Source organism: bacterium, assembly GCA_023150945.1.
Taxonomy (GTDB): Bacteria; Zhuqueibacterota; Zhuqueibacteria; order Zhuqueibacterales; family Zhuqueibacteraceae; genus Coneutiohabitans.
This window is the reverse complement of sequence record JAKLJX010000002.1, coordinates 393,929-419,235: the sequence shown is the minus strand read 5'-3', so window position 1 is coordinate 419,235 and position 25,307 is coordinate 393,929. Positions and strand designations below refer to the sequence as shown.

Genomic DNA, 25,307 nt, shown 5'->3' with positions numbered 1-25,307 from the left:
AGTTGGCAACCGGTGTCATGCCCACCGCAAAACGGAGCAACATGATCAACCTGGAATTCAAGGCGCGCTGGCACGACCGGGCGACGATGATGGCCGTGTTGCATTCGCTTTCGGCAACCTTTGTCGGCGTTCTTCAGCAACGCGATACCTATTTCAATGTTGCCGCCGGCCGCCTGAAGCTGCGTGAGATCACACACACCATGCCGGCGGACGCGCCGCCGACTGCCGAATGCCAACTGATCTTTTATCACCGACCTGATCTGCCGGCAGTGAAACGCAGCGACTATTTCCTCGCGCCGGTTGCTGACGCCGGCCGGATGAAGCGCGTGCTGCAGGAGGCGTTGGGCATTCGGGTGGTGGTGGCGAAGCGCCGCGAGCTTCATTTGCTGCCGCTGCCGGGCGGCAGCATTCGCATTCATCTGGACCAGGTGGAAGGTTTGGGCGAATTCGTGGAAGTCGAAGCCGTGGCCGGCGATGAAAGCCAGGTGGCGGTGGCAGAGGCTGAAGCGCTGCGGCTGCTGCAAGCCTTCGGCGTGCGTGCCGCCGATTTGATTTCCGGCTCGTATGCGGACCTGTTGACGGAGACACCATGTCACTAACGCGATGGATGCTTATGGCGCTCACCCTCGTTGTCCCTGCTGCAGCAACACCAACTTTGCGTTACACCGTTGAGGTCACCGACCGCCGGCATCATTTCCTCGACATTGCCATCACGGTTGAAGATTTTGCCGAAACAGCGCTAGATTTTGCCATGCCGGCCTGGTCACCGGGCCGGTATGTGATCTACGATTTCGCCAAAAACGTTACGGCCGTGCGCGCGACCGACGGCCAGGGAAATCCGCTGGCCGTGGAGCGCCTGGACAAACAGACCTGGCGGCTGCACCAAGGCAAAGCGCGGCGTTGCGAGCTGCGCTACCGCGTCTTTGCCAACACCTTGTCGGGCACTTTCAGCCAGGCCAATGAAGAACATGTTAATCTCAATGGCGCTCCGGTTTTCATGTACGCGGTTGCCTACAAACATTTGCCTATCACGCTCGTGTTGGCGCCGCCGGCGGGCTGGCAGGTGGCGACCGGCCTGCCGCGCGCGGCCGCGGCCAACACCTACTTCGCGCCGAACTATGATGTGTTGATCGACAGCCCGGTGGAGATGGGAAAGTTTCATCAGCGCGAATTCGAGCTGCTCGGCAAGAAACACTTCGTGGTGGTGCACAACGACGGCCGCGAAAACAACCTCGAGCCGTTTGTGCGCGATCTGCAGGCCATCGTTCAAACCGCGGAACGCGTTCTGCGCCGCGGCTTGCCCTACGAGCACTACTGGTTTCTCTGCCATTTTGCGCCCGCGCTCGCCGGCGGCGACGGCATGGAGCATCTCAACTCCGCCCAGCTTGTCGTCACGCACGAACTGTCCGACATGAGCGCAAACGCCTCGGATCGCGACTACGAACGCCTGTTGTTGCTGGCGGCGCACGAATTCTTTCACACGTGGAATGTCAAGCGCATCCGCCCCGCGGGTCTGGGCCCCTTTGACTACAGCCGCGAAGTCTACAGCAAGAATCTGTGGATCGCCGAAGGCCTGACCAGCTACTATGCGCCCCTGATCTTGCAGCGCATGGGCTTTTACCAGGAACGCGAGTTTCTCGCGAAGATGGCCGCGGAAATCGCCGGCTACGAACAGCATCCCGGTGCGCGGCAGGAATCAGCGGAGATGACCAGCATGCTGACCTGGTTGTTTTTGCGCACGCCGCCGCCGTTGGATGACAACCGCGTCAGGCAACATTTCACTTCGTACTACAATCACGGCGCCGTGCTCGGCATGCTGCTGGATCTGGAAATCCGGCAACGCAGCAACAACCGGCGCTCGCTCGACGAGGTTTTTGCCGCGCTCTATGACCGCTTCTATGTGAGCCAGCCCGAAAGCTATTACCTGCAGGGTCGAGGCTATACCGCGGCAGAATTCCAACAGGCGGCGGAGGAAACCGCGGGCGCAAAGCTCGATGACTTCTTCTCGGCTTTCGTGCGCGGCACCGAACCGGTGGATTACAACCGCTTTTTGCAGCATGCCGGCTTGCAACTCAAAATTCTGGAACACCGCCGGCCGGCTGACGTCGGACTGACCTGGCAGGAGGGCGGCGAACTAGTGGTGGAGGAGGTGGCGCGCGGCAGCGTGGCTGACGAGGCCGGTCTCGATCGTGGCGACAAGATTCTCGCGGTCAATCAGCGGGAGGCCTTTGCGGCAAATTGGGAATACTTGTTTGATGATCTCGCCAGCGGCGCGCCGATCAATTTTCTATGCGACCGGCGCGGCCGCCTGCTCGAACGCACCGGGACTTACCGGCCGGGCCGCGGCTTCACCTATGAGATCGTGCCGCTCGAGTCCGCGGCTGCGGCAGCACACGAGTTGAAAGAAAGATGGCTCGGCGCGCAATGACAGGAGAGGCCGACAGGGACAGTGAACAACATTCATTCGGGTGGCGTGCCGACGGCGCCGACGCCGGAATTTTCGCTTGACTTTCTTCGACCCCTGGTCTATTTTAACGCCGCGTTTCTCAACTTGCCTGTGCGGTGGGGTGGCGTTGATCTTTGGGTGTAAAGCGGGAGGGCCTTGCGCTCCGCCGTGAGTCGCGAGGGCGGCATGACCACGACGCAGGAGTTGGGCATGACAAGCACGATAGTGTATGATGGGCGTTCTCCTCTGGCGCAGCAGCAACGGAACGGTAGCAGCGGGACGTTGCGGCCTCGCGAGTGGAAACGCCCTTTTTGTTTCATTGCCGGCAGCCGGCCGGTCGAAGAGTGGCGCACCTGCAATGCGAGACCGAATTCATGCCTTTCTGAAGCAATGCGGCGGACAAGCCTCCGGCGTTGCCATCGCGCGTGCGCTCTTGCACCTGCGCAGTGCCGGCCCGGCGCAGGCGGACCAGTTGCTGGCCGCGCTGCTGAACGATGATCCGCAGGTGGTGAGTGATGGCTTGGGCAACTGGCACCTCGTCGCCTCGCCGGCACCGGCGCCGTCACCGCCGGCCGGTCTGGTGGAAACACCGATGCGGCCGGCTGAGATCAAGCGCGCCAACGCCATCGTGATCGGTCTCGGTTCTTTGCGAGAAGGTGAATTGCGGGAAAGCGCCGTTTGTTGCGTGGTGCAAGACGGCAGTGCCGCGGCGACCGACTTGCCCATCATCACGGCCGCGGCGTTTTGGCAGCAATGGTCGGGTCTGCTGCAGCAGGCGGTTCTCATCTCATGGAATCCGCGCCCCGCGCTGCTGGCACTCGGCCGCATCGCGGCAATGGCCCGGCAGCCTTTCCTGCCGTTGACCACGATTTCACTGGCGCGCCTGGCGCGCCAGCTCCTGCAATTGCCGCGCCCGCCCAAGCTGCCTGCCCTGCATGCCGAGTTGAGTGGAAATCCGAGCTGGCAGGAGGGACTGAGCCATCGTCTGAGCGCAGAGAGTGAGATTGTGGCGCATCTGCTCGAGCGCGGCCGAACCCGGGGCATGACAGACTGGGAACAACTCGCCGAGCTGGCGCGCCGGCCCGCGCGTGTCAATTTTGGCGGGTTCGATTTTGATGAGCAATTCGTGGCGCAGTTGCCCGAGGCGCCGGGCGTGTATCTGATGAAGAATGATGCCGGTCGCGTGATCTACGTGGGCAAGGCGGCGAATTTGCGCAACCGGCTGCAAACCTATTTTCGCCAGCCCACACCGGAAGATCGCAAGCTGCAGCAGCAGCAGGCGCAACTGCGGCAATTGCATTTCGAAGTCACCGAAACCGAACTGGATGCCCTGCTGCGCGAGAATGCGTTGATTCGCCGGATCAAACCCGCGCTCAACCGCCAACAGCGGATTCACGCGGCGGCTACGCAACCGGAAAAAAAGAGAGGTATATTCATCGTACCGATCAAGCGGCCGACGGGCACTGCCGGCCGTGAACGCGTTGTCGTCTATTTACTTTCGCCGCAAGGTCTGCGGCGCGCAGCGTTGCCGGCGCGGCACAAACCCGGCAAACGCCTGCAGCAATTGCTGACAGCGTTTTGGGATGAGGCGGCTACAGCCACAACCGGTACGCCGGCGCCTGAAGTCGAGATTGCGGCAAGATGGTTGGCGCAAAATCGCAGTTGGGTCAGCATGATCGATCCCGAGGAATGCCGCGATCGGCAAGAGGCCGAAAGAAAGCTGGGGGCGGTGTTGCATGCCCGTGAGCTTTTCGAAACCAGTGTGAGAATCGTATCGCCTGTTGTTCCTGACTAGGGGTAGCGTGATTCGCATGGAGATGAGCCTGCTCCCCGCAGGCCCGGCAATGGTAGATTCAGGGACGAGGAAAACGTGAGTGTGACCGACAGCCCCAACCCCAGTTTATCGGCGGCGCCGCCCATAAAAATTATCACGATTGACGATGAAGCGCCGATCCGGCATCTCATTCGTCATGCCCTGCGCCGTGAACATTATGAAATCGTGGAAGCGGGCAATGGCCGGGAAGGCCTGGAGATTATTCGCCGCGAGCTGCCGGATTTGATCGTGATGGACGTCGTGATGCCGGAGATGAACGGCCTCGACACTTTGCAGGCCATTCGTGCCGATGCCCGAATCGCCCACATTCCGGTGCTGTTGCTCACCGGCTTCCGTGACGCCGAGAAAATCGAAGCTGCGTTGCGCACGCCGCGCACCGAGTTCCTGGCCAAACCCTTCCTGGTGGAAGCGCTGAAAGAGCGCGTGCGTAACATGATCGCTGCGACCAACGGCGAGCGCACTGGCGCCTGAACCACAGTCTTTTGCAGTCCCAAGCCCAGGTGGGTCGCCATTAAAGCAAATAGACTCACGGGTTGGAGCAATGCCCAACTGGGCAGGACGGCGAAATCACGGTTACAGAAGAGCAGTCCGTTCTCTCGTTCTCCGCGCACATGGACTGCACGAAGTCCGATGTGCTTCCTTCTGATCCCGCCACTCGCTCCAAATAATCTTCTTCCTCTTCCCCGGCATTTTGCAGGTAAAACTTTGCAATCATTCCGATCGCAATGAATTCTCCCTGCCCGGCGCGCGGAATTCGAATTCGATTTTTCGATTCGCCGCCTCGGGTGAACCGGCCTCCGTCTGTGACTCACCGCTGCGGGCGGGCGGCCCGACCGCGCGGCTCAGTTGCCGCGCTGCCGGTCGATGAAATGATCGACGCGGCGCATGACCTTGTCGGTCGCGCCCGAATTGCGGTCCAACTGCAGATAATTATCGGCGAGATGATTGAGCGCCAGCCGCACGTTGCGGAATTCGCGGCCCAGCAAATCGAGTATGCCGCTCAGACGGTAGCGTTCCGCCATGGCGTGTTGCGCGGCGAGGTGGAAACTGCTGCTGCCGACTTGTTCATAGTACGAAAAGTCGGGCGAGGGGGGATGATACTTGGCGCGATGATAGATGAAGGCGGGAAAAACACCGGTCAGGAACAACGCATAGTTGCCCAGATGGCTGCGCAGATAGAACGCCTCCTCGGTGCTGGCAGAAAGCAGATCATTCATCAGATCGACGAGATAGTGATATTCCTTCTTCGCCTGCGGATGCACGCGATAGGCGCGATTGCCCTGTGCAAACTCCGCCAGCAGGCTGGCGAGGTAATCGGTGGTGGCGCGATCATCGATGCCGTGTTCCTTGAGCGCCTGCCGGCCGAGCAGATAGAAGTAGAGAAACATCGAAATCGGCGGGGTTGGGCGTTTTTCCCGCAGCTTGGCGAAGAGGACGGGATGGTCGAGCATCGCGTCGCGGGTATCCGGGTCGGCCAGCAGTTCGAGCAGCGTGGCCTCCCTTTCGCCGGCGCGGCCCAGCGTTGCGACGACGAACCGCAAGTCTTCCTGATTCAGTTTTCTGCGACCATGAGCTTGGATCATATGCGTCACCTCTGCGTTGGTCCGACGGTCTGGGTTCGAGAATTCGCTTGAATCGGGAATTGTCTGGTGATACATTGCGCCCGCAATCTGGTGGCGTTGTTTTCCTCCGGGTGAATTATCCGATGCGAATGGTTCGGTAAAATCGACAGGGCTGCGGCGCTCCGCTCATGTTCTCCAGCATCAAAAGGCTGACGCAACACTCCCTCGTTTATGGCCTCGGGCACGTGCTGGCCCGCTCCCTGGGCTTTCTGCTCATTCCTTTGCACACCAATGTTTTGGCCAGCGATCTTTACGGCATGGCCAGCCTGCTGTTCTCCAGCATGGCGGTGATGACGATTCTCTACGGCTTTGGCCTGGATTCGGCGTTTCTGCGATACTACATCCTGGCCCGCACCCCCGCGGACAAGCGCCGCATCTTCGCCACCGCGTTTTGGTCGATCACCCTGGTGGCTGCGTTTCTTTCCCTCGCGGCGTGGGCCGGCGCCCGGCCCATCGCCGAATGGCTGTTCGAACGGCCGGGCTATTCGCACTTGGTGCGCTTGGCTGCTGCCAGCCTGTTCTGCGATGCCCTCGCGTTTTTGCCTCTTTTACTTTTGCGCGCGGAAGAGCGTTCCGTACCGTTCATCGCACAACGCTTTGCCAACGTCGCGCTGAGCTTCCTGCTCAATTACATTTTCCTCATCAACCTCGGCCGCGGCTTGGCCGGCATCTTCGAAGCCAATTTGATCGCTGCGCTGCTGTCCTGCGCGCTGGTGCTGCCGCTCACCCTGCGCCATCTCATGCCCGCCCTCGACCGAAGCACGCTGATCACACTGCTGCGTTTCGGATTGCCCTTCCTGCCCTCGACGCTGGCGGTGGTCGCCATCGATCAGCTTGACCGCTTCTTGCTCCGCCTGCTGACGGATCTGCAGACGGTCGGCATCTACAGCGCCGGCTACCGCCTGGGTTTGTTGATGAGCCTGCTCGTCACCGCTTTCCGCTTTGCCTGGGTGCCATTTTTCATGAACACCGCCGAGGACGCCGGCGCGAAAGCCGTGTTTGCCCGCGTGTTGACGTATTTCATGTTCGTTTGCGCCGTGATCTTTCTTGCCATGAGTCTTTTTCTCGATGAGATCGTGCGCCTGCGCTTGGGCTCGTTTCATTTGTTCGGCGAAGCGTATTGGAGCGGCATGTTCATCGTGCCGATCGTGATGCTCGCCTACTGGCTCTATGGCGTGGCGCAAAATTTTCTGGCCGGCATCACGCTGCAGGAGAAGACGGCCTATTTTCCCCTCATCACCGGCGCCAGCCTGTTCGTCAACGCGGGCGCCAATCTCTTGCTCATTCCGCTTTTCGGCATGGCCGGCGCGGCCTGGGCCACGGTGGCTGCCTACGCTGTGATGACGCTGCTGTCCTACTTGATTTCGCAACGGCTGTACTTTATCGCGTACGAACGCATGCGCCTCGCCAAAATCGTGCTGGTGACGGCTGTGCTTTACGGGGTGCATGCGCTGGCCGCGCCGGGCTTGTGGTGGCGCGCCGGTTTGCTGCTGCTCTTTCCGCTCGCGCTGGCGGCAGTGGGATTCTTCGAGCCGCAGGAGTGGCGGGCGTTCAAACGGGTGGTGGCCCGCCGGCCGACCGCCAGGGTCATCGAAAAGGATAAAAGTGTTGCAGAAAAAATCAACCCCCAAGAAACCGGCGGCCGCGTCTAATGACCGCAAGCCGCACGTACTCTTTCTTGCCTACTACTTTCCGCCGTTGGGCATGGCCGGCACCTTGCGCGTAGCCAAATGGTGCAAGTATCTTGCGCGCGAGGGGTGGCAAGTCAGCGTGGTCACGGTCAAGCCGGTTGCCTATTATGCTTCTGATCCCAGCTTGCTGGCTGAGATACCGGAAACCACGATTCTGCGCACCGGCTCGCTTGATCCGGCGCGCGTGTTGCATTTGTTAGGTGGCGGTGCGGCGCCGCGCCCCTCCGGTCGCGGTGGCATGGGAGGTTTGCTGTATTGGTTCTTGCTGCCTGATCCGCGCGTGCTGTGGCTGCCGTTTGCGTGGTGGCGCGCGCGGCGTGAAGTGCGGCGCCAGGGCATTCGCTACGTCGTCACGTCCGGCCCGCCGCATTCCTGCCATTTCGTCGGCTGGTTGCTCGCGCGTTTTCAAAAAGTCGTTTGGGTCAGTGATTTTCGCGACACCTGGCTGCGCGAGGAGTTTCCCCAGGCGCCGACCAGGTTGCATCGCGCGCTGCAGAATTTTTTGGAGAAGGTGATTGTGCGCTCGGCAGACGCGGTGACCGCGGTCTCTCAGAGCCTCGCCGTGCAGTTGCAGCAAACCGGCAAGCGCGCGCCGGAAACCACGCATTTCCTGCCGCACGGTTATGATCACGAAGATTTCGCGCCGATGGTGAAGCGCAACGACCATCGCTTTCAGGTTTCCTATGTCGGCGCCCTGTCACAGATACAAGATCCGCGGCCGCTGCTGGCCGGCTTTCGCGCCTTTATCGACACCGCCGGGCTGACGCCGCAGGCGGTGCGCCTGCGCCTGGTCGGCGCTGACTTGACCGGCTGCCTGCCCCAGTGGATTGCGGCAGCGGGGCTGCACGACTTCGTGGATCTCGCCGGCTATCTGCCGCACGCGCAGGCCGTTGCTGAAATGCAGGCCGCGGATGTGCTGGTGTTTCTTGCCAATCCCGGCACCGGCCCGACCATCATTCCCAGCAAAACTTTTGAATATCTCGCCGCCGGCAAACCGATCCTGCTGATCGGCGAAAAGATTGAAGGCGTGCACTTTCTGTTGCAGCACGCGCGCAGCCGGCATTGCGACTTCGAAGCGCTCGATGCCATTGCTCGGGCGCTGCTGGCCTTCTACAAGGAGTTTTGCGCAGCCGAGGCAAGCCCGGCACCGGCCGCGCCCCTGGAATTCTCGCGCCAGCGTCAGGCGCAACGCCTCGCCGAAATTTTGCGCGGCCTCGATCAAAACCGGGCAAGTTTCTGATTGTATTTTTGTCGCGTGCTGCTATCTTTGACTTCCATGAAGAATTTGTTTCTGCACCGCCTGCGCGAAGGCCGGCCGCTGAACATCGCGCATCGGGGGGCGCGCACTTGTGCCCCGGAAAACACCCTGGCCGCTTTTACCACTGCGCTGGCACACGGCGCCGACGGCATCGAGTTCGACGTGCGCCTGTGCCGCTCACACGACTGGGTGGTTTTTCACGACCAGCGCTTGAGCCGGACCACCAACGGCCGCGGCTACATCCGCATGACTTCGCTCGAAAAGCTCCGCCGCCTCGATGCCGGCATCAAGTTCGGCGAGGCTTTTCGCAGCGAGCCGGTTCCCACCCTGGCAGATGTGCTGGAAATGGGGCACGGCCGCTTGTTGATGAACATCGAAGTCAAGGCCATGTCCAACATTCAGACGCGCAAACTCGCGGGGCTCATCGAGCTGCTCTATCGCTACGATACGGCCCACAAGTGCGTCCTGTCTTCTTTCAATCCGCTGATTCTGCGCAAGCTGGCCGCGCTCGCGCCCGAGGTGCCCACCGGCCTGATCCTGACCGGGCATCGCCTGCACGGCCGCACCGGTCCGCCGGTCAGCCGCGTCACCGGCGTGAAGGGTTTGCATGTGCACTTCAAGGCGCTCAGCGCCCGTTTCCTGCGCGCCGCGCGTGAGCGTGGGCTGTATTTGCTGGTGTGGGGCGCCAATGATCGCAGGCAGTTTCGTCCATTGATTGAACTCGGCGTGGACGGCATCATCACCGACGAGCCACGGGAATTGAGCCAACTTCTGGGCAGGAAGATGTATTCATGAAAATGCTTCTAACTTTGGGTTTGACGATGCTCGCCGGCAGCGGCTGGGCGCAGGAGTATGTCTGGCCGACCAATGCCAGCCGCTATCTCACTTCTTCTTTCGGCGAATCGCGGCCGCGGCGTTTTCATGCCGGCATCGATGTCAAAACGTGGAACAAAACCGGTTATCAGGCAATCGCCACGCGCAGCGGTTACATCGAGCGCATGGTGGTCTCACCGTTCGGCTACGGCCGCGCCCTGTACCTTCGCCTCGATACCGGCGAAGTGGCCGTCTATGCACATCTCGAGCGCTTCAACACTGCGCTGCAGGCCGTGGCGGAACGCCAACAAGAGGCGGCCGGCGAATTTCGCCTCGATGTCTCCTTTCGTCCCGGCATGCTGCCGGTGAAACAAGGAGAAGTCATCGGCTACACCGGCGACACCGGCATCGGTGTGCCGCATCTGCATTTCGAGATTCGCGACCGCCACGGCCGGCCCACCAATCCGCTTAGCCGCAATTTCCCCGTGCTCGATCAAGTGGCGCCCACGGTCACCGGCCTCGCCGTGACGCCGCTCACGCCGGGCGCGCTCATCGACGGCGATTTTCTTCCCCAAGTCTTTCGACCGGTCAACGCCAATGGCCGCTTTGTCATTCCACAGCCGATTCGCGTTGCCGGCCGCGTCGGCCTGGCGGTGGCGGCGTTCGACCGCGTTTCCGGCGTTCACAATCAATTCGGCGTCTATCGCTACCAGCTCTTCGTCGATGACAGCCTGCAGTTTCAATCACAATTCGACCGCCTCTCGTTTGAAGAGAACAAACTCATCGAACTGGTGCAGGATTTCGCCCTGAATCAACAAGGCCAGGGCCGCATGCACCGCCTCTTTCGCGATCCGGCGAATACGCTGGCCATCTACACGCATCTCAACGCCCACGCCGGCGCCGTGCTCGCCGGGCCGGCTGCCAGCGGTCTCGCCGGCTTGTCTGACTCTGATGGTTTGCTGTCTCCCGCATTCACAGTTGCCGATGCGCCCGGCCTGGCTTTGGGCGAACACGATTTTCGTGTGGTGGCCGAAGACTACTATGGCAATGCCCGGACCGTGAGCGGCAAGCTGGTGGTCGTGCCGCAGTTCACCATCACGGTGACGGCGCGTGAGCAGCAGCCGAATCGAATCATCTGCACGGTGAAATCACTCTCCCCGCCGCACGAAGTGAAGGAAGTGGCTGCGGCGGTTCTGGTCGGCGGCACTCAATGGCGTGAGTTGGCGGCGGTATACCGCCAGATCGATCCCACGGACAGCGCGCTGGCATGGGAAATCACGGGCGGTGAAGCCTACGCCGGCACGCCGTTTTCGCCGGAGTTTGCACCGGTGCCCGCCGAGGAGCCGGATGTTTTTGTGCATCATCAAGGTGCGGCAGTGGTGCGGTTCGTGGCCACGGATCAAAACGGCCTGCCTTCACTGCCGTTCTACCTGACCACCAACGCCGCAGCGGCGGGCGCAACGCCGTTTCAACTCACCGTGCGCAAAGATTTTCAGCCGCAGTTTTTGCGCGTGGAGATTTCGGCCACGCGCGTTTTGCGCGAACCGCCGCAGTTGACGCTCACCGCCAATGATCGCGAGGTGACGCCGCGGTTGATCACGCCGGAGGCCGATCGTTACGTGGGCGTCGTACCGCTGGCCGATCTCGCCGCTGATTCCGTCACGCTGGAGGCAACCGCAAGCAGCGCCTCCGGCGAGAACACTTGGTGGCGGGAACGTTTTGCCAATGTTGCCATCCGGCCGCGGCAGACGGCCACGCTGCGCGCCGCGGACGGCAAGCTGCGCGTGCATTTCAATTCTACCTCGGTTTACTGGCCGATCTACGGCCGTGTCGAAGTGGATCCCAGCAGTGCCGGGCCGCTGGGCGCAGTCTATCGCGTCGCCCCGCAGGAGGTGCCGCTGGACAACGGCGCCACGGTTGAACTCGGCTTTCCTGACTCGCTGGCCAAGCCCGAGCAGCTTGGCGTTGCCACGCGCAGCGAGAAAGGCTGGCAGTTTCTCGACAATAAGCTGAACCTGCGCGAGCGCACGGTATCGGCGAAGGTCTACAGCCTGCGCGATTACACGTTGATCCGCGATGACGTGCCGCCGATCGTAATCGTGCGCTATCCCGCACCCGGCGGCGTCGTGACCGATCGCCGTCCAAAATTCGTGGTCACGGTCGATGACAGCATCTCCGGTTTCGAGTCGGAGCGCAGCCTCGAGTTCCGGCTCGATGGCGTGAAGGTGATCGCCGAGTATGATCCGGAAGCCAAGCAGATTTGGTATCAACCCAAAACCAGCCTAGCGCCCGGCACGCACGCGCTCGCCGTGCAAGCCCGCGATCAGTGCGGCAATGTGACACGGCGGGAAATCCAGTTCAGAGTGCGTTAGCGCCACCGGCACGAGTGTTCCGTTGCCCTGAAAAGCATGGCCACCATCACTGTCATCCTGACACGCGGAATTACACCCATTTTTTTCATCCGGACGCGGGAGGCCTCGTGATTCCGCTGAAAGACGACAATCCCAGCTACGGCTTGCCGATCATCAACTACGTGTTCATCGTCACGAACCTGGTCGTGTTTTTTTATCTGAACGCGTTGTTGGGCAGCGGCGCAGACCGTCAGTTCATCAAGGAATACGGCGCAGTGCCCCAGCAGATTCTACAAGGGGAGAATTTATTGAGCGTGCTCACCGCCATGTTCGTGCACAACGCCGCTCACACGGCGCACGTGGCGTTCAACATGCTGTCGCTGGCGATCTTCGGGGACAATATCGAAGTGGCCATGGGACACCTGCGCTATTTCGCCTTCTATCTGCTCGGCGGATTGATCGCCGGCATGGTTCATGTCTTGGCTGTGGCCGACTGCACAAATCCCATGATCGGCGCAAGCGGCGCCATCAGCGCGGTGATGGGCGCCTATCTCGTGCTTTATCCCCGCCGCACCATCCTCTTCTTCGCGCCTCTGGTGTTGCTGCGCCTGCCGGCGTTGATTTACATGATGCTCTGGCTCGGCTGGCAGATTGTGTATCGCCTCACCTATGACAGTGCCGGCGGTGTGGCGTGGTTTGCCCATCTCGGCGGATTTGCTGCCGGCATTGTCCTGGTGTGGCCTTTCTGTCTTTCCCGGCGCCGCCGCGCAGAACGTCTTCTGGGAGAGAGGGAATTCATTCGTGAATGAGAAGGCTGTCCGGCTCAGAGTCTTTTGCAATCACCTGTGACCCTTGCCTGATCTTGCCGCGCTGCTGTTGGCCTGGCAAGCGAAACCCACCGTCATTTGTTTCCCTGCGTTAACCTCCTTTCCTGAAGCAGATCACCATGATAACACTGCACGTCGAATTGGAAGCCCGCCGCTATCCCATCGTCATTGCCGCGGGATTGCTTTCCGCCTGCGGAAATGTAATTTTGCAGAGCGGCATTGGTTCGCGTTTTGTAGTCGTTACCGATGAGAATGTGGAGGTTCACTACAGTGAACCGGTGATCCACAGTCTGCGCCAGGCCGGGCTGGCGGCGGAGAAGATCGTCATTCCCGCCGGCGAGGCACACAAGACGCTTGCAACGTTCGAGCAGATCATCAGCCGCATGCTCGAGCTCAAGTGTGATCGCCAGACTGTGATGCTTGCGCTCGGCGGCGGCGTGGTCGGCGATCTTGCCGGGTTTGTCGCTGCCAGTTACATGCGCGGCATTCCGTTGGTGCAGGCGCCCACCACTCTGCTGGCACAAGTGGACGCCAGCATTGGCGGCAAGGTGGGTGTCAATCACCGCCTGGGAAAAAACATGATCGGCGCGATCCACCAGCCCCGGCTGGTGCTCATCGATCCTGCCACGTTGGTGACGCTGCCGCAGCGTGAGGTGGTGGCCGGGCTGGCGGAGATCGTCAAGCACGCCGCAATTTGGGACGCCGTTTATTTTGATGAGCTCGCCGCCAATCTCGCCGCAATTCTCGCACTCGACCCCAAGGTGCTGGTCGAGGTCATCCGGCGCAGTTGCGAAATCAAGAGCACCATCGTCAGCCGCGATGAGCGTGAAGCCGGTGTGCGCGGTTTGTTAAATTTTGGACACACCATCGGCCATGCGCTCGAAGCGGCCACCGCGTTCCAGTCCCTGCGCCACGGCGAGGCGGTTTGGCTGGGCATGCTGGCGGAGGCAGATATTGCGCGAGCGTCACATTATCTGCCGGCCGCGGACTTCATCCGCTTTGAGAAATTCTTGCGCAGCATTCCGCTAAGCATACATTCTGGCGGTATTTCTATGGACGAATTAGAGTATCTGATGGCGCGGGACAAGAAGGCCACCGCCGGCGCCGTTCGGATGGTCATGTTGCAGAAACTGGGAGCCGCCGTGCTGACTGCGGAGTGGGAGGCGGGCAGCTTGCCGGAGGCCATTCGCCATGCTTGGGAAACTTTCAAACAGGAAGGAGTGGCCGCCACTGCCACCTGAAAGAAACCACCATGAACGAGCTCTTTTATTTCACTTTTGCCGATTTGATGATACGAGTGGAATACAATGCCGACGCCAATGCCTTGCGCTATGCCAGCCATCGTAAATTGACCCAGGAAGAACGGACGCTCGTCGAACAGTATCTGCTGTCAACCGTCGCCCTCAAGACGGAGTATTACAAGAAGCATCCGGCGCTGTTCGTCTACCTCGGCCTCGAACGGCAGCTCGTCAAGGAGCTCAATCTCTTTCACCTGAAGAATACCCTGAAGAAGCTGGCGGACAAAGAGAAGGACGTCGATGCGTCGGTCGAAGGCTTGATCAGCCAGTCCATGCAGAACTACTATTTCGAACAAATCGGCGACGCCATCATCTCCCTGCGGCGTGAAGTGGAACAAGGGCGGGATCACCGCTCCATCGCCCCGCTGCGGGACAAAATGGAAGAGCTGGTCAAAGCCTATAACCTTTACTCAAATCAGAACATCACGATCAAGGAAGTCATCCCTGTTGAGTTGCAGCCGTTCCTGGGCATCGTCCACGATCCCACCAATGCAGTGACCAGGGTTTCGAAACCGGAACCCTGACCCGCGGCTGTCTGCAAGGACGCAAACTACTCAGGAGAGTTGTCATGAGACGGACATGCTTCAGCCTCATTCTCGCCGCTGCCGGCAGCGTTTTCTTCGGCGCGGCCAGCGCGCAGAGCCTGCCGAAAGGTTTGCTCTTCGGATTTGCCGGGGGCACGCAGAAACTGGTGAGCTATGACAAACGCTCGGGTTTGGGCCTCGGCCTCGAAGGCATGCTGGGAAACCGCTTCTCCAGCCGCTTGGGCGCCGGCCTGACCCTGGGCTATGCCACGTTGCCCTTCAATTTCGCCGGCTTCACTTCGACCGGCGCACGGCAATCGCTCACGCTCAAGTCTTCGCTGCTTTACGGCAATCTGCTGCTGGATTATGAGATCCTCAACACCGGCAAGGTTCATCCCTATGTCATGCTGGGCGCCGGTGGCTTCAGCTACGAGGGCTTCAAACCGCGCGGCCAGAATTCCCCCACCAAGCGCTTCAATGACGCCGCTGCGATCATGGGCGCGGGCCTGCGCTACATGGTCTCTCCCACCGTGGCGTTGAATATCAACGGCGCCTTTCATTACACCACCAGCCAGAACCTCGACACCCAGAAAGGCGGACGTGACACGTTTGCCAGCGCGCGCTTCGGCATCACCAAATTCCTCGGCCGCACCGCCATGGACAGCCCGCTGGACGAGACGTTCGGCGTGCTCGAACAATTCGATGAAGGCGAGGCCGGGCAATCACCGCTGGAGGCGTTGGAGTCCGAGGGCGATTTGGAAGGGCGTCTGGCCGAGTTGGAAGGCGCGCCGGCCGCCGACGGCAGTGATCAGGCAGACATGCAGGAATACATCCGCCTGAAGTCGCTGGTCGAAGAAATCAACCAGGCCATCAGCAGCAAGGAGAACGAAATCTCCTCGCTGCAAACGGCGCTCGTTTCCAAGCGCGAACAAGCCATGACCCTGGAAAAAGATATCAAGAAGAAGCCGAAAGCCGCGGCGGCGCCGCTGCCGTCGCCAACCGCCGGCACCAGCAGCTTCTCGCGCGCCTACGAAGACGCGCTCGCCAGCTTTCATCGCAAACAATACGCGGAAGCGGTGGAGAAATTCTCCATTCTGATCAGCCAGTTTCCCAACCACAGCCTCGCGAGCAATTGCTACTACTGGCGGGGCGAAGCGCAATACCGCGCCGAAAGTTATCAAACGGCCATCGCCGACTTCGAGCGCGTACTCGAATTCCCCAAATCCCTGAAGCGGGACGACGCCTTGCTGATGCTGGGGCAATGTTACACCAGGCTCAATCGCCGCGAGGACGCCCGCCAGGCATTCAACCGTCTCATTCAGGAATTTCCCCGCAGCGAGTTTGTGGCCCAAGCAGTCGCCTTGCGCGAAAAAATCTGACCATGACCACCAGCGATGATCGTGAATTGGCTTCGTGAGGGATACCAAGGACCGGGTTCATATCATCAGGCTATATGGAGATAACTATATGCGAAGTATTCTGAGAGCTGCGCTGGTGCTGGTGGGCGTCGCCGCCGCGGGAGCTTGGGCGCAGGGTACCGTTGGGCAGTATTCCATCGGGATCTTGGGCGGCCCAATCAAGATGGCGGGCGACAACGTCGATTACTCGACCGTCGAGCAATGGGTGGGGATTTCCACCCGCTATACCCTCACCGACCGCATCGCCCTGGGCGTGGAGGGCGCGGGCGGCTGGGTGCGGGCCTGGAAAGGCACCGGCAGCATGTTCAATTCGGGAAATTCCCTTCCCTTTAAGACCAATCTCATCGCGATCACCGGCAATATCTACTATTACCCCTTCCAGAGCCAGCGCTTCGCACCGTTTGTCAATGGCGGCGCCGGCTTCATCTTTTGGGACGTGCGCGATTTGCGCGGCACCAGCGTCAGCACTTTCGCCAATGGCCAGCGCATCCGCAGCCGTTTAAGCCCTTCCCTGAGCGGCGCGCTCGGGGTTGATTATCACCTCAGCGAACGGTTTGCTTTGACCGGCCTGGCGCGCTTGCACGGCATTCTCAAGGGCCGCCAGGATACCAGCGGCCTCAACAAGATCAAGATCTCTGATCCGATTCAACTGCAGGCCTACATCAACCAGAAGGACGCCAACTTTTTGGTGGTGGAAGGTCAGTTGGGTGTGCGGTACCTTTTTGGCGGCCAGCCACGCGCCCAGACGCCCGATGAAGATCTCTTCGGCCAGGAAGGCATGTCCCCGTTTGATTCCGAAAACGATCAGGATCCGGCCTTTGGTGATGACACGCAGTCGGATCCGTTTGGCGCCGGCAGCGGCAGTGCGGAGTCCGGCGGTGTCGCCGGCGGCGAGCCGCCGGATATGGAGGAGTACATTCGTCTCAAATCATTGGCCGATGAATTGACCCAGGGCATCGAGTTGAAGGAGCGGGAGATTTCCTCGCTGCAGGAAACCCTGTCGGATCGCGCGCTTCGTTTGCAATCGCTGCAAAGCGGCAGCGCCAACGGCGGCCTCTCCGCCGGCCGCAGCGCCCCGCCACTGGGCGGCACGCCGGCCACCGCCGCGAAAGGCTCGAGCGCAAGCTTCTCGCTGGCTTATGAACAGGGCCTGAGCCTGTTGACCGCGAAACGGTATCAGGAAGCGATCGAAGTCTTTGCGATGCTGGTATCACGCTTTCCCACGCACGCCCTGGCAAGCCATTGCCACTATTGGAGCGGGGAGGCTTATTTCAATCTCGGCAGCTATCAGGCGGCGATCGAATCGTTCAACCAGGTGTTGCGCGCTTCGCTTTCCCTCAAGAAGGACAACGCGCTGCTCATGCTGGGGCGCAGTTATTTGCAGCTCAATCGCACCGAGGAAGCGCGCCGCGTGTTCAACCAATTGATCCAGGAGTATCCCAGCAGCGAATTCGTCGGTACTGCGGAGGAAATGCTGGCGAAACTCTGAGCCTGGCTCGTGTCCGTCCGAAATCGCGGACTTTCGAGAAGATGCTCCTGCAACGGCTTGGCCGTTGCATCAGAATTTTCAGAGTTGCCACGCCACTCGCAGTTTTAGAAACCTCGGCTCAGCCGAGGTTGGAACGTTTTCAGCTTTTTGGCAGCAGTGTTCCTGCAACGGCTTGGCCGTTGCATCAGAATTTTCGGAGTTGCCACGCCACTCGCAGTTTTAGAAACCTTGGCTCAGCCGAGGTTGGAACGATTTCAGCTTTTTGGTCAGAGAGTTCCTGCCGCGGCATGACCGTTGCATCGGCGACACTCGGCATCTGGAAAACCTCAGCTCAGCCGAGACTGAAACGTTTTTGCGCAGACACAGGCTTGACAAAGTGACGTTGGAAAACTGACTCCGTAATTCGAACAAACCGCGATTCAAAGAAAACCGCCTACTGATCGAAACTACCCAACCGACGGAAAAGATTTGCATCAGTTGGGTTGTCTCGATCAGACGGCAATACTTCTCTGCTTTTGATGCAAGAATTTCACTTTGAAGGCGCCGTCTTCCCTCTGCATTCGAGCGAGGGGAGTTTCAGGCATTCTTTCGATCCGCTTTCTTCCTTTTCTCTCAAGTGCGAGAGCTGGAGGAAGTAGGACTAGCCAAATTGATTTGAAAGGTCTGATCTCCGGCCAGCATGACATTCCTGCGTCTGCTGGCCGCGAGTCACTACCGCAGCTCTCTCCATCAGGATGATATCGGTGCAATGACAAGGACGTCGAAATACCGCCTGCTCGCAGCCCTCGGTTGTGCCGCGCTGATTTTGGGCGCGACGGCTGCCCGCAGCCAGCAACTCAGCGGCCGCTGGCTCTATGGCTTCAGTTTTGGAACGCAGCGGTTCACCGGCCCTCAACGCGAGGCCCGGTTGATCTCTGCCGCCACCGGCGCCGCAGCAACCGGCCGCATTACGCAAGCCGGCTATGGCCTCGCTCTGGCGGGCTCGTTGGAGCACCGCTTGTCCTCGCGCACCGGCCTGGGTTTGTCGCTGGGCTATGCCACCCTGCCATTTCGCCTCAGCCTGAAGTATCCCGCCTACAGCACGATCACCTCTCTCCGCACGCAAATGGTGAGCAGCGAGCTGTGGTTCGATTATGAATTGACCAGTCAGCAGCGGTTTCGGCCCTATCTTTTGACCGGCGCCGGTTATCTCAACTTTCGCGTCTCCGGGTCAAAGCGTTTGCATGCCGGCAACCTCCTGGTTGGTGCCGGCGCGCGCTGGCAGCCGCAGGCACACATGCTGTGGCACGCCAGCCTGATTTATCATTTTCAGGCGAGTGATCATCTCGACGCGGTTGCCAGCGGCCGCCACGACGCCTTTATCGGTGTTCGCTTCGGTGTTTCCTTTTTCCGAGGCGGTACGCCGGCGGTGCCCGATCTATTCACGGAACAGCGGCGCACCAGCCGCGCCGAGGCCGCCGCGCGCGCGCCTGTGGCAGCGGCCTCACCTGCGCCCCGCAGCGTGCCGGCAACGGCTGAGCGCCGCAATGCAGCAACCGCTTCTTCTGCGCCGCGGAAACGTGCCGGCACCTCACCCTCAAAAGCCTCGACTCGTCCGGCTGCCGGCAACGAAATGGGAAAATCTGCGGCCGGTACAGCCGCATCGCGGCCTGCAAGCTTCGCCGGCGCCTACGAACAGGCCTTGCAGAGCATCTATGCCCGGCGCTATGCGAAAGCGGTGCAGCAGTTCACCGAGCTGATCGAAATCTTTCCTTCGCATGTGTTGATCAGCAATTGCCACTACTGGCTCGCCAAGGCGCAGTATGAACAGCAGAATTACGCGGCGGCGGCCGCAGCCTGCCAGCGGGTGCTGCAATTCTCGCGCTCGGCCCGGCAGGAAGACGCGCTGTTCATTCTCGGCAACAGCTTGGTGCAGTTGCAGCGCCCCGAGGAAGCACGCGCGGCGCTGCAGCGTTTGCTGCGCGACTTTCCCGACGGCCGGCTGACTTCGCAGGCGCAGGAGCTGCTTGCCAGGATGTGAAGCGCAGTCTGCGCATCTTCGCGCCTGCGTCCTGCAAAAACGCAGGCCTCCCGCGGTGATTTCCAACGCCCGCAACCGCCTCGCTCGCCCGGATGCACCATCTGCCCGGCGCTGCCCAATCTTCGAGGCGGCAGTTGCCAACCCTCACCCCGCATTCCTGCCCGGCAATTTCTTCCTCTCAGTGTTGAGGCTTGCAGATTAGAACTTGCCTTATTATATTGCCGCAACTTTTTTTGCAGAATAGCCACATCTATCAAAAAGCATATCTCATGCGAAAGCTTGCGATCGCCCTGGCTCTGGGCCTTCTGTTTGCCGGCATGCTCTACCTGGCTTTTGGCGGCTCGCGCCAGGATCCGAACGAGTTGATCATTTGGACGCAGGATTTTGCGCCCGGCCGCGTGGTGTTGGATTCGCTGCTGGCCAAGTTCAGCCGGGAAAATCCCGGGTTGCTCGCCAAGCAGATCTATTATGAAACCGAAGAATTGCGCAGCAACTACATCATCGCCGGCTTGGGGGGCAGCGGCCCGGACTTGGTGTACGGCCCCGCGGATATGGTCGGCCCCCTGCACGTGATGGGGTTGATCCAGCCCTATGACAGCCTGCTGCACGCGGAAGAGCTTGCCAACTTCGATCCCATGGCGCTGGTGCGTTATCAGGGCCATCTTTACTTGCTGGCCGATCGCATCGGCAATCATCTCACGCTGGTTTATAACAAGAAGATTCTGCCCGTGCCGCCGCGCACCACCGCAGAGTTGCTGGAGATCGGCAGCCGGCTCTCGCGCGATCTCAATGGCGACGGCAAGTATGACACCTATGCGCTGGCGTGGAATTTTGTCGAGCCGTTTTTTTTCATCCCGTTTTTGGGCGGCTACGGCGGCTGGGTGATGGACGACCAGGCGCGGCCCACGCTCAATACCGAAGCCACGATTCGCGCCTCAAAATTCATCACGCTGCTGCGCGAGCGCAAGATCGTGCCGTTTGAATGCGATCTCGATCTCGCCAATCAGCTCTTCAAGCAGGGCAAGGCCGCGATGGTGATCAACGGCCCGTGGAGCTGGGGCGGGTACATTGATGCTGGCGTGGACATTGGCCTGGCGCGCATTCCGCAAGTCTCCGAAACCGGCTTGTGGCCGACGCCGATGGTTTCCGCCACCGGCTATTGCCTGAACGCCAATCTCACCGGCGAGCGCCGTGCCAAGGCGATCCAGCTCTTGCGCTTTCTCACCGCGCCGGAGAACGTGTTGCGTTACACCTATGCGCTGCGCGCCATCCCCTCGCGCCAGGAAGCCCGGCGTGATTCCATCTTTGTGAAAGATCCGTTGTTGCTCAGCTCGCAGGATCAACTCAGCGTGGGCCGGCCCATGCCCATTGCTCCGGAGATGCGTGCCATCTGGGACGCCATGCGGCCGGCGTATCAAAGCCTGCTCAACGGCCGGCTCACGCCGGAGCAGGCCGCGCTCAAAATGCAGACCGACGCCGAAAAGCTGATTCGGGAAATGTTTGCCGACTGAGACGCTGCGGTTTATTTGTGATGGTCACGATCGCGGGCTGGCTTCAGCCGCGCGGCCGCGTGCTCCCGCCGGCCGGCAAAAAACTTGCTCTCATGATGGAGAATATGTGAACGCCACGGCCCTTGCCCAGAACTTCCGCGAAAACCGGCTCGCGTATTTGTACATCCTGCCTTCCTTTCTCGTGCTGGGTTTCGTCGTGCTCTACCCGTTCCTCTACAACATCGTCATTTCCTTTTCCAACATGAGCCTGTCGCATTTTCTGGATTGGCGATTTGTCGGCCTGGAACAATACCGCAAGGTGTTCACCGAGCCACTGTTCTATGTTTTGTTTCTCAAGACCCTGCTGTGGACGGCGGTGAACTTGTTCTTTCACGTCACCATCGGCGTGTTTCTCGCCTTGCTGCTCAACCGCCCGCTGCCCGGGCGCGCGCTCTTTCGCACGCTGCTCATTCTGCCCTGGGCGGTGCCGCAATATATCACCGCGTTGACCTGGCGCGGCATGTTCAATTATGAATTCGGCGCGATCAACCTCATCATGCAGCAAGTTTTCAATCTCGCGCCGGTGCAGTGGCTGTCCGATCCGTTCTGGGCCTATACCGCGGCCACTCTCACCAACATCTGGCTGGGTTTTCCCTTCATGATGGTGATCGCGCTCGGCGGCCTGCAGTCGATTCCGCGCGAGCTCTATGAGGCCGCGGACGTGGATGGCGCCAGCGCCTGGCAGCAATTCTGGACCATCACCGCGCCGCTGCTGAAACCGGTGATGGTGCCGGCCATCACGCTCGGCGTGATTTGGACGTTCAACAACTTTAACGTCATCTGGCTGGTGAGCGACGGCGGCAAACCCGCGGATTCGACGCATATTCTGGTTTCCTTCGTGTATCGCCAGGTGTTCAATTACTACCGCTACGGCTATGCCGCCGCTTTGTCGCTGGTGATCTTCGGTATTCTGCTGGCGTTCGGCATCCGTTTCATCCGGCAGACGAAAGCCACGGAGGCCGTGTACTGATCGGCAGGATTTGCATGATTCACCGGATTGCGTAAATGGATGATTCCGTCTGAATTGCGATCAAACTCAGGCAATCCTGTCGATCCGGTCGATCCTCAGCGTTCGCCAACTCATGCGAGGGAGATTCCCTCCCGACTAGACCGGCATGGTTGCCCATCCAACCGTGCCCCATCGCCCGGAGCGATCACATGCCGAAGTTTGAGAAAACCACTTCCCTCACCACTTACGTCTTGATTTATGCCATTCTGCTGGTGGTGACCGCGTTCGCGGTGTATCCCATTTTGCAGGTGATTGGCGTGTCGCTGCGGCCCAATGACATGCTGCACACGACTTCGCTGCGCCTGATTCCGCCGGACGCCTCGCTCGCTTCCTACCGCACGCTGATCGCGATCGATCAGCCGGTGCGTGAAAAAGTCGCTGCGGGCTGGGAGCGCGGCGGTTTGCTCGGCGCCTATCGCGCGCTCACCCGCGAAAAGCCGTTCATGGGCTGGCTGCTCAACAGCACGCTGGTCTCGTTTCTGGTAACGGCCTTGAGCGTGGCGCTGGCCAGCACCGCGGGCTATGCCTTCTCGCGCTACAAATTCATCGGTCGCGATGGCAGCCTGATCGCCTTGATCACTACGCAGATGTTTCCGGTGACCATGCTGCTGTTGCCGCTCTTTCTCATGTTGATCAAGCTCAAAGTCTACAACACCTATTGGGGATTGATTATCGCCTACTCTGCCACCGCGCTGCCGTTTTGCATCTGGCAGATGAAGGGATACTACGACACCGTGCCCTACAGCCTGGAAGAGGCCGCCCGCATCGACGGCTGCAGCCAGTTTCGCACGTTCTACCAAATCGTGCTGCCGCTGGCGATGCCGGCGCTGGTGATTACGGCGCTGTTCAGCTTCATGGCGGCGTGGAGCGAATACCTGGTGGCCGCGGTGATCATCAACGACAGAGCACTCTACACCCTGCCGATCGGCTTGAAGCAGTTTCAATCGAATTTCGAAACACAATGGGGGCTTTACGCCGCCGGCGCCGTGTTGGTCTGCATTCCGGTGGTGACGCTGTTTCTATTCCTGAGCCGTTGGCTGATTTCGGGGTTGACGTTGGGAAGCGTGAAGGGCTAGTGGGCTATTACCTTGAAAGGTAAATTACCATCGCTGTCTTCCTGCAAGGATCCTGTGAAGAGTCCGGGTATTTCACAAGATTCGTCTGAATGACATATCGCGAGACGACTTCCACAACCCAAGGTGACAGGCCACTGCGGAGTTGTTTCTTCAATTGGTTTGGCGGGCCCATTTGACCGGCCATCCTGCGGGACCTCGTGAGTAACCCGGCACTGAGCCGCATTCTTCCCGGGATTCTGGCAGGATAACAGCGGAGGCAGGATCATGATTCTCGTGGAGTATCTGGTCTGGATACTCGTTGTCTGTTATGGCTATTTCGTGGTGCTGCGGCTGTTCTGGCTTTACCGCGAACGGGACAAACACATCGTGTGGAAGCGCGCGGATGCCGGTCTCTATTACGGGTTGGCTCTGCTCAACTTTCTCACCATGCTCTCGCTTTTTCTCCTGCAATCCCGCCCGGTCTATCTGCTGCTGCTGCTGATCGGCACGTATGTGTTCTGCGCCGTGCCGGTGGTCAAAGTCAACACCCGCGGCATCATGATGACCGCCCTGCTCACGCATTGGGCCAACGTGGTGGCGATCCGGCATCTCAGTGGCGGTCAAACCTATGCGATTCTCACCCGCCGGCGCTGGCCGCGGTTGCGGCTGCGCGTCCCCGTCGAGATGGAGGGCAAATGGCGCAAGATGGTGGCTTCCAAAGGTCTGCGCATCGTGGAATCGGATGAAGCCGCCGCGCCGCTGGAATTGCCCGGCGTCAATTCCAACGAAGTCAAATTTTCCTGAAAGCTGCTTGCGGCTTGTTGCCGTCGCCTCTCTGAATGTCCGGTTGGTTTGGCCGCGGCTGCAAGCGCGCGGCCACGGCGGAGCAAATTCTCCGGCCGGGGTGAAGGGAAAGCCAAAGCGCGGTGCCGCAACTGAATCCGAGCCATTTTACGGGCCAGAATCTAGTTGACATTTCTAGGGTGGTTGTCTATCTTTGACGGTTTCGTAACAAACACTGCTCGTGCCGCCCGTTCGGTGGCAGAAGGCTGCGGAGGAAGGACAGACCATGGATCGGGAGGTTGTAGTGAGGGTGTCAGCGCTGGCGCAATCTGCGGCCGGCCTTTTTTTTGTTCCGCTTACTGTGCGCGCCGCGAGTTGAGGCATGCCAGCCGCCTGGACGGAAAAACTGCCGCAAGGGTTGCGGGACTATCACAAGATCAGCCGCTCGTGTTTCTTCGGGCTGCTCATGGTCTTGCTGCTGCTCATCATCTACGAAACCAGCAGCGCCGCGATCTACAACGAGCAAACCGTCATCATCCAGAACCGCGCGGAGGCGATGATCAAGCGCACGCTCTGGTTCATGGGGCTGTATCAGTTTTGGATGCCGTGGATCGCCTTCGGTATTTTGCTGGGACTGGCCTTCTGGCAGGCGCGCAAACAGAATCTGCTGCAAATCAAACCGCCCTATTTCCCCTTCGCGATTCTGGAAAGCCTGGCCTACGCCGTGCTGTTCAGTTGGCTGATGAATCTCGTGACCACGAAATCCATCACCATCAAGTTTCTGTGGAGCCTGCTGGGCGACAAAGCGGTGGCGCTCCCCGCGAAAATGGCGCTGGCGCTCGGCGCCGGCATCTATGAAGAGTTGTTGTTTCGCCTCGGCATTTTCAGTTTCACCTTGTGGTTTACCCGCAAGGTGCTGCCGGCCAAACCCTACGTCCATCAAGTGCTGGCGCTGGTGGTTTCTGCCGCGCTGTTTTCCGGGTTTCACTTTCTGGGAAAGGAACCCTTCTCGACGCTGGCTTTCGTGCACCGCTTCTATGCCGGTCTTTTGCTCGGCGCGATTTTCAGTTGGCGCGGCATCGGCGTGGTGGTTTACACGCACGCCTTCTATGATCTGTTTTTGATCCTGCGCTCACACGGCGGCTAAGGCGCTGTTACGTTAGTTTTTGCAGTCTCGGCCCTTCGTGGCCGCAGTCAACGCCGGCAAATTCGCGGCTGTATCTGTGCTCCGCAACGCGGCAGGACTTCCAAACCAAAGCCAAATTGCTCCAGGCGGCACTGGCGACCAAAGGGAAGAGAGTGAGCGCGGGCAGGGAAGA

General features: G+C 60.1%; 20 protein-coding genes. 19 read left to right on the top strand and 1 reads right to left on the bottom strand.

Features of this window, described 5'->3' with window-relative positions:
- Positions 1–17 precede the first annotated feature (17 nt).
- From L6R21_04985 to L6R21_04970, 4 genes are all read left to right on the top strand, one after another.
- On the top strand, positions 18–599 hold the full coding sequence (locus L6R21_04985; protein MCK6558532.1) for a class IV adenylate cyclase: 582 nt from the start codon (positions 18–20) through the stop codon (positions 597–599).
- Complete coding sequence (locus tag L6R21_04980; GenBank protein MCK6558531.1) at positions 590–2,428, top strand: PDZ domain-containing protein; 1,839 nt, start codon at positions 590–592, stop codon at positions 2,426–2,428. The genes L6R21_04985 and L6R21_04980 overlap by 10 nt, the downstream gene beginning before the upstream one ends.
- A 376-nt stretch (positions 2,429–2,804) precedes the next feature.
- A complete protein-coding gene (locus L6R21_04975) occupies positions 2,805–4,241 on the top strand; it encodes a GIY-YIG nuclease family protein (protein ID MCK6558530.1) in 1,437 nt (478 codons plus the stop codon).
- A gap of 75 nt (positions 4,242–4,316) precedes the next feature.
- Positions 4,317–4,751, top strand: coding sequence for a response regulator (locus L6R21_04970; GenBank protein ID MCK6558529.1), 435 nt, complete (start codon positions 4,317–4,319; stop codon positions 4,749–4,751).
- Positions 4,752–5,122: 371 nt separating this feature from the next.
- Here L6R21_04970 and L6R21_04965 read toward each other — a convergent pair whose 3' ends face one another.
- Positions 5,123–5,863 carry a hypothetical protein gene (locus tag L6R21_04965; GenBank protein MCK6558528.1) on the bottom strand — a complete coding sequence of 247 codons (741 nt, stop codon included), beginning with the start codon at positions 5,861–5,863 and terminating at the stop codon, positions 5,123–5,125.
- A gap of 167 nt (positions 5,864–6,030) precedes the next feature.
- Here L6R21_04965 and L6R21_04960 point away from each other — a divergent pair, with 167 nt between their 5' ends.
- The 15 genes from L6R21_04960 (at position 6,031) to L6R21_04890 (ending at position 25,135) form a co-directional block, all read left to right on the top strand.
- A complete protein-coding gene (locus tag L6R21_04960) occupies positions 6,031–7,554 on the top strand; it encodes an oligosaccharide flippase family protein (GenBank protein ID MCK6558527.1) in 1,524 nt (507 codons plus the stop codon).
- On the top strand, positions 7,511–8,833 hold the full coding sequence (locus L6R21_04955) for a glycosyltransferase (GenBank protein ID MCK6558526.1): 1,323 nt from the start codon (positions 7,511–7,513) through the stop codon (positions 8,831–8,833). The genes L6R21_04960 and L6R21_04955 overlap by 44 nt, the downstream gene beginning before the upstream one ends.
- A gap of 36 nt (positions 8,834–8,869) precedes the next feature.
- A complete protein-coding gene (locus L6R21_04950) occupies positions 8,870–9,646 on the top strand; it encodes a glycerophosphodiester phosphodiesterase (GenBank protein ID MCK6558525.1) in 777 nt (258 codons plus the stop codon).
- A complete protein-coding gene (locus L6R21_04945) occupies positions 9,643–12,036 on the top strand; it encodes a M23 family metallopeptidase (protein MCK6558524.1) in 2,394 nt (797 codons plus the stop codon). The genes L6R21_04950 and L6R21_04945 overlap by 4 nt, the downstream gene beginning before the upstream one ends.
- Before the next feature lie 107 nt (positions 12,037–12,143).
- Positions 12,144–12,824: a rhomboid family intramembrane serine protease gene (locus L6R21_04940; GenBank protein ID MCK6558523.1), complete on the top strand. Its 681-nt coding sequence runs from the start codon at positions 12,144–12,146 to the stop codon at positions 12,822–12,824.
- A gap of 137 nt (positions 12,825–12,961) precedes the next feature.
- The gene (gene aroB, locus L6R21_04935; GenBank protein ID MCK6558522.1) at positions 12,962–14,083 is read left to right on the top strand and encodes a 3-dehydroquinate synthase; all 1,122 of its coding nucleotides are present in this window, start codon (positions 12,962–12,964) and stop codon (positions 14,081–14,083) included.
- 11 nt (positions 14,084–14,094) lie between these two features.
- Entirely contained in the window at positions 14,095–14,664 is a 570-nt protein-coding gene (locus L6R21_04930) for a hypothetical protein (protein ID MCK6558521.1), read from the top strand.
- Between the two features lie 44 nt (positions 14,665–14,708).
- A complete protein-coding gene (locus tag L6R21_04925) occupies positions 14,709–16,043 on the top strand; it encodes a tetratricopeptide repeat protein (GenBank protein MCK6558520.1) in 1,335 nt (444 codons plus the stop codon).
- Positions 16,044–16,131: 88 nt separating this feature from the next.
- The gene (locus L6R21_04920; protein ID MCK6558519.1) at positions 16,132–17,571 is read left to right on the top strand and encodes a tetratricopeptide repeat protein; all 1,440 of its coding nucleotides are present in this window, start codon (positions 16,132–16,134) and stop codon (positions 17,569–17,571) included.
- A gap of 748 nt (positions 17,572–18,319) precedes the next feature.
- Positions 18,320–19,591 carry a tetratricopeptide repeat protein gene (locus tag L6R21_04915; GenBank protein MCK6558518.1) on the top strand — a complete coding sequence of 424 codons (1,272 nt, stop codon included), beginning with the start codon at positions 18,320–18,322 and terminating at the stop codon, positions 19,589–19,591.
- 269 nt (positions 19,592–19,860) lie between these two features.
- Positions 19,861–21,102 (top strand): extracellular solute-binding protein, encoded by a 1,242-nt coding sequence (locus L6R21_04910; protein MCK6558517.1) that lies wholly within the window; start codon positions 19,861–19,863, stop codon positions 21,100–21,102.
- Positions 21,103–21,208: 106 nt separating this feature from the next.
- Complete coding sequence (locus tag L6R21_04905) at positions 21,209–22,111, top strand: sugar ABC transporter permease (protein MCK6558516.1); 903 nt, start codon at positions 21,209–21,211, stop codon at positions 22,109–22,111.
- Positions 22,112–22,299: 188 nt separating this feature from the next.
- Positions 22,300–23,226 (top strand): sugar ABC transporter permease, encoded by a 927-nt coding sequence (locus L6R21_04900; protein ID MCK6558515.1) that lies wholly within the window; start codon positions 22,300–22,302, stop codon positions 23,224–23,226.
- A 264-nt stretch (positions 23,227–23,490) separates the two neighbouring features.
- A complete protein-coding gene (locus L6R21_04895) occupies positions 23,491–24,009 on the top strand; it encodes a hypothetical protein (GenBank protein MCK6558514.1) in 519 nt (172 codons plus the stop codon).
- Between the two features lie 361 nt (positions 24,010–24,370).
- Entirely contained in the window at positions 24,371–25,135 is a 765-nt protein-coding gene (locus L6R21_04890) for a CPBP family intramembrane metalloprotease (GenBank protein MCK6558513.1), read from the top strand.
- Positions 25,136–25,307: the final 172 nt, after the last annotated feature.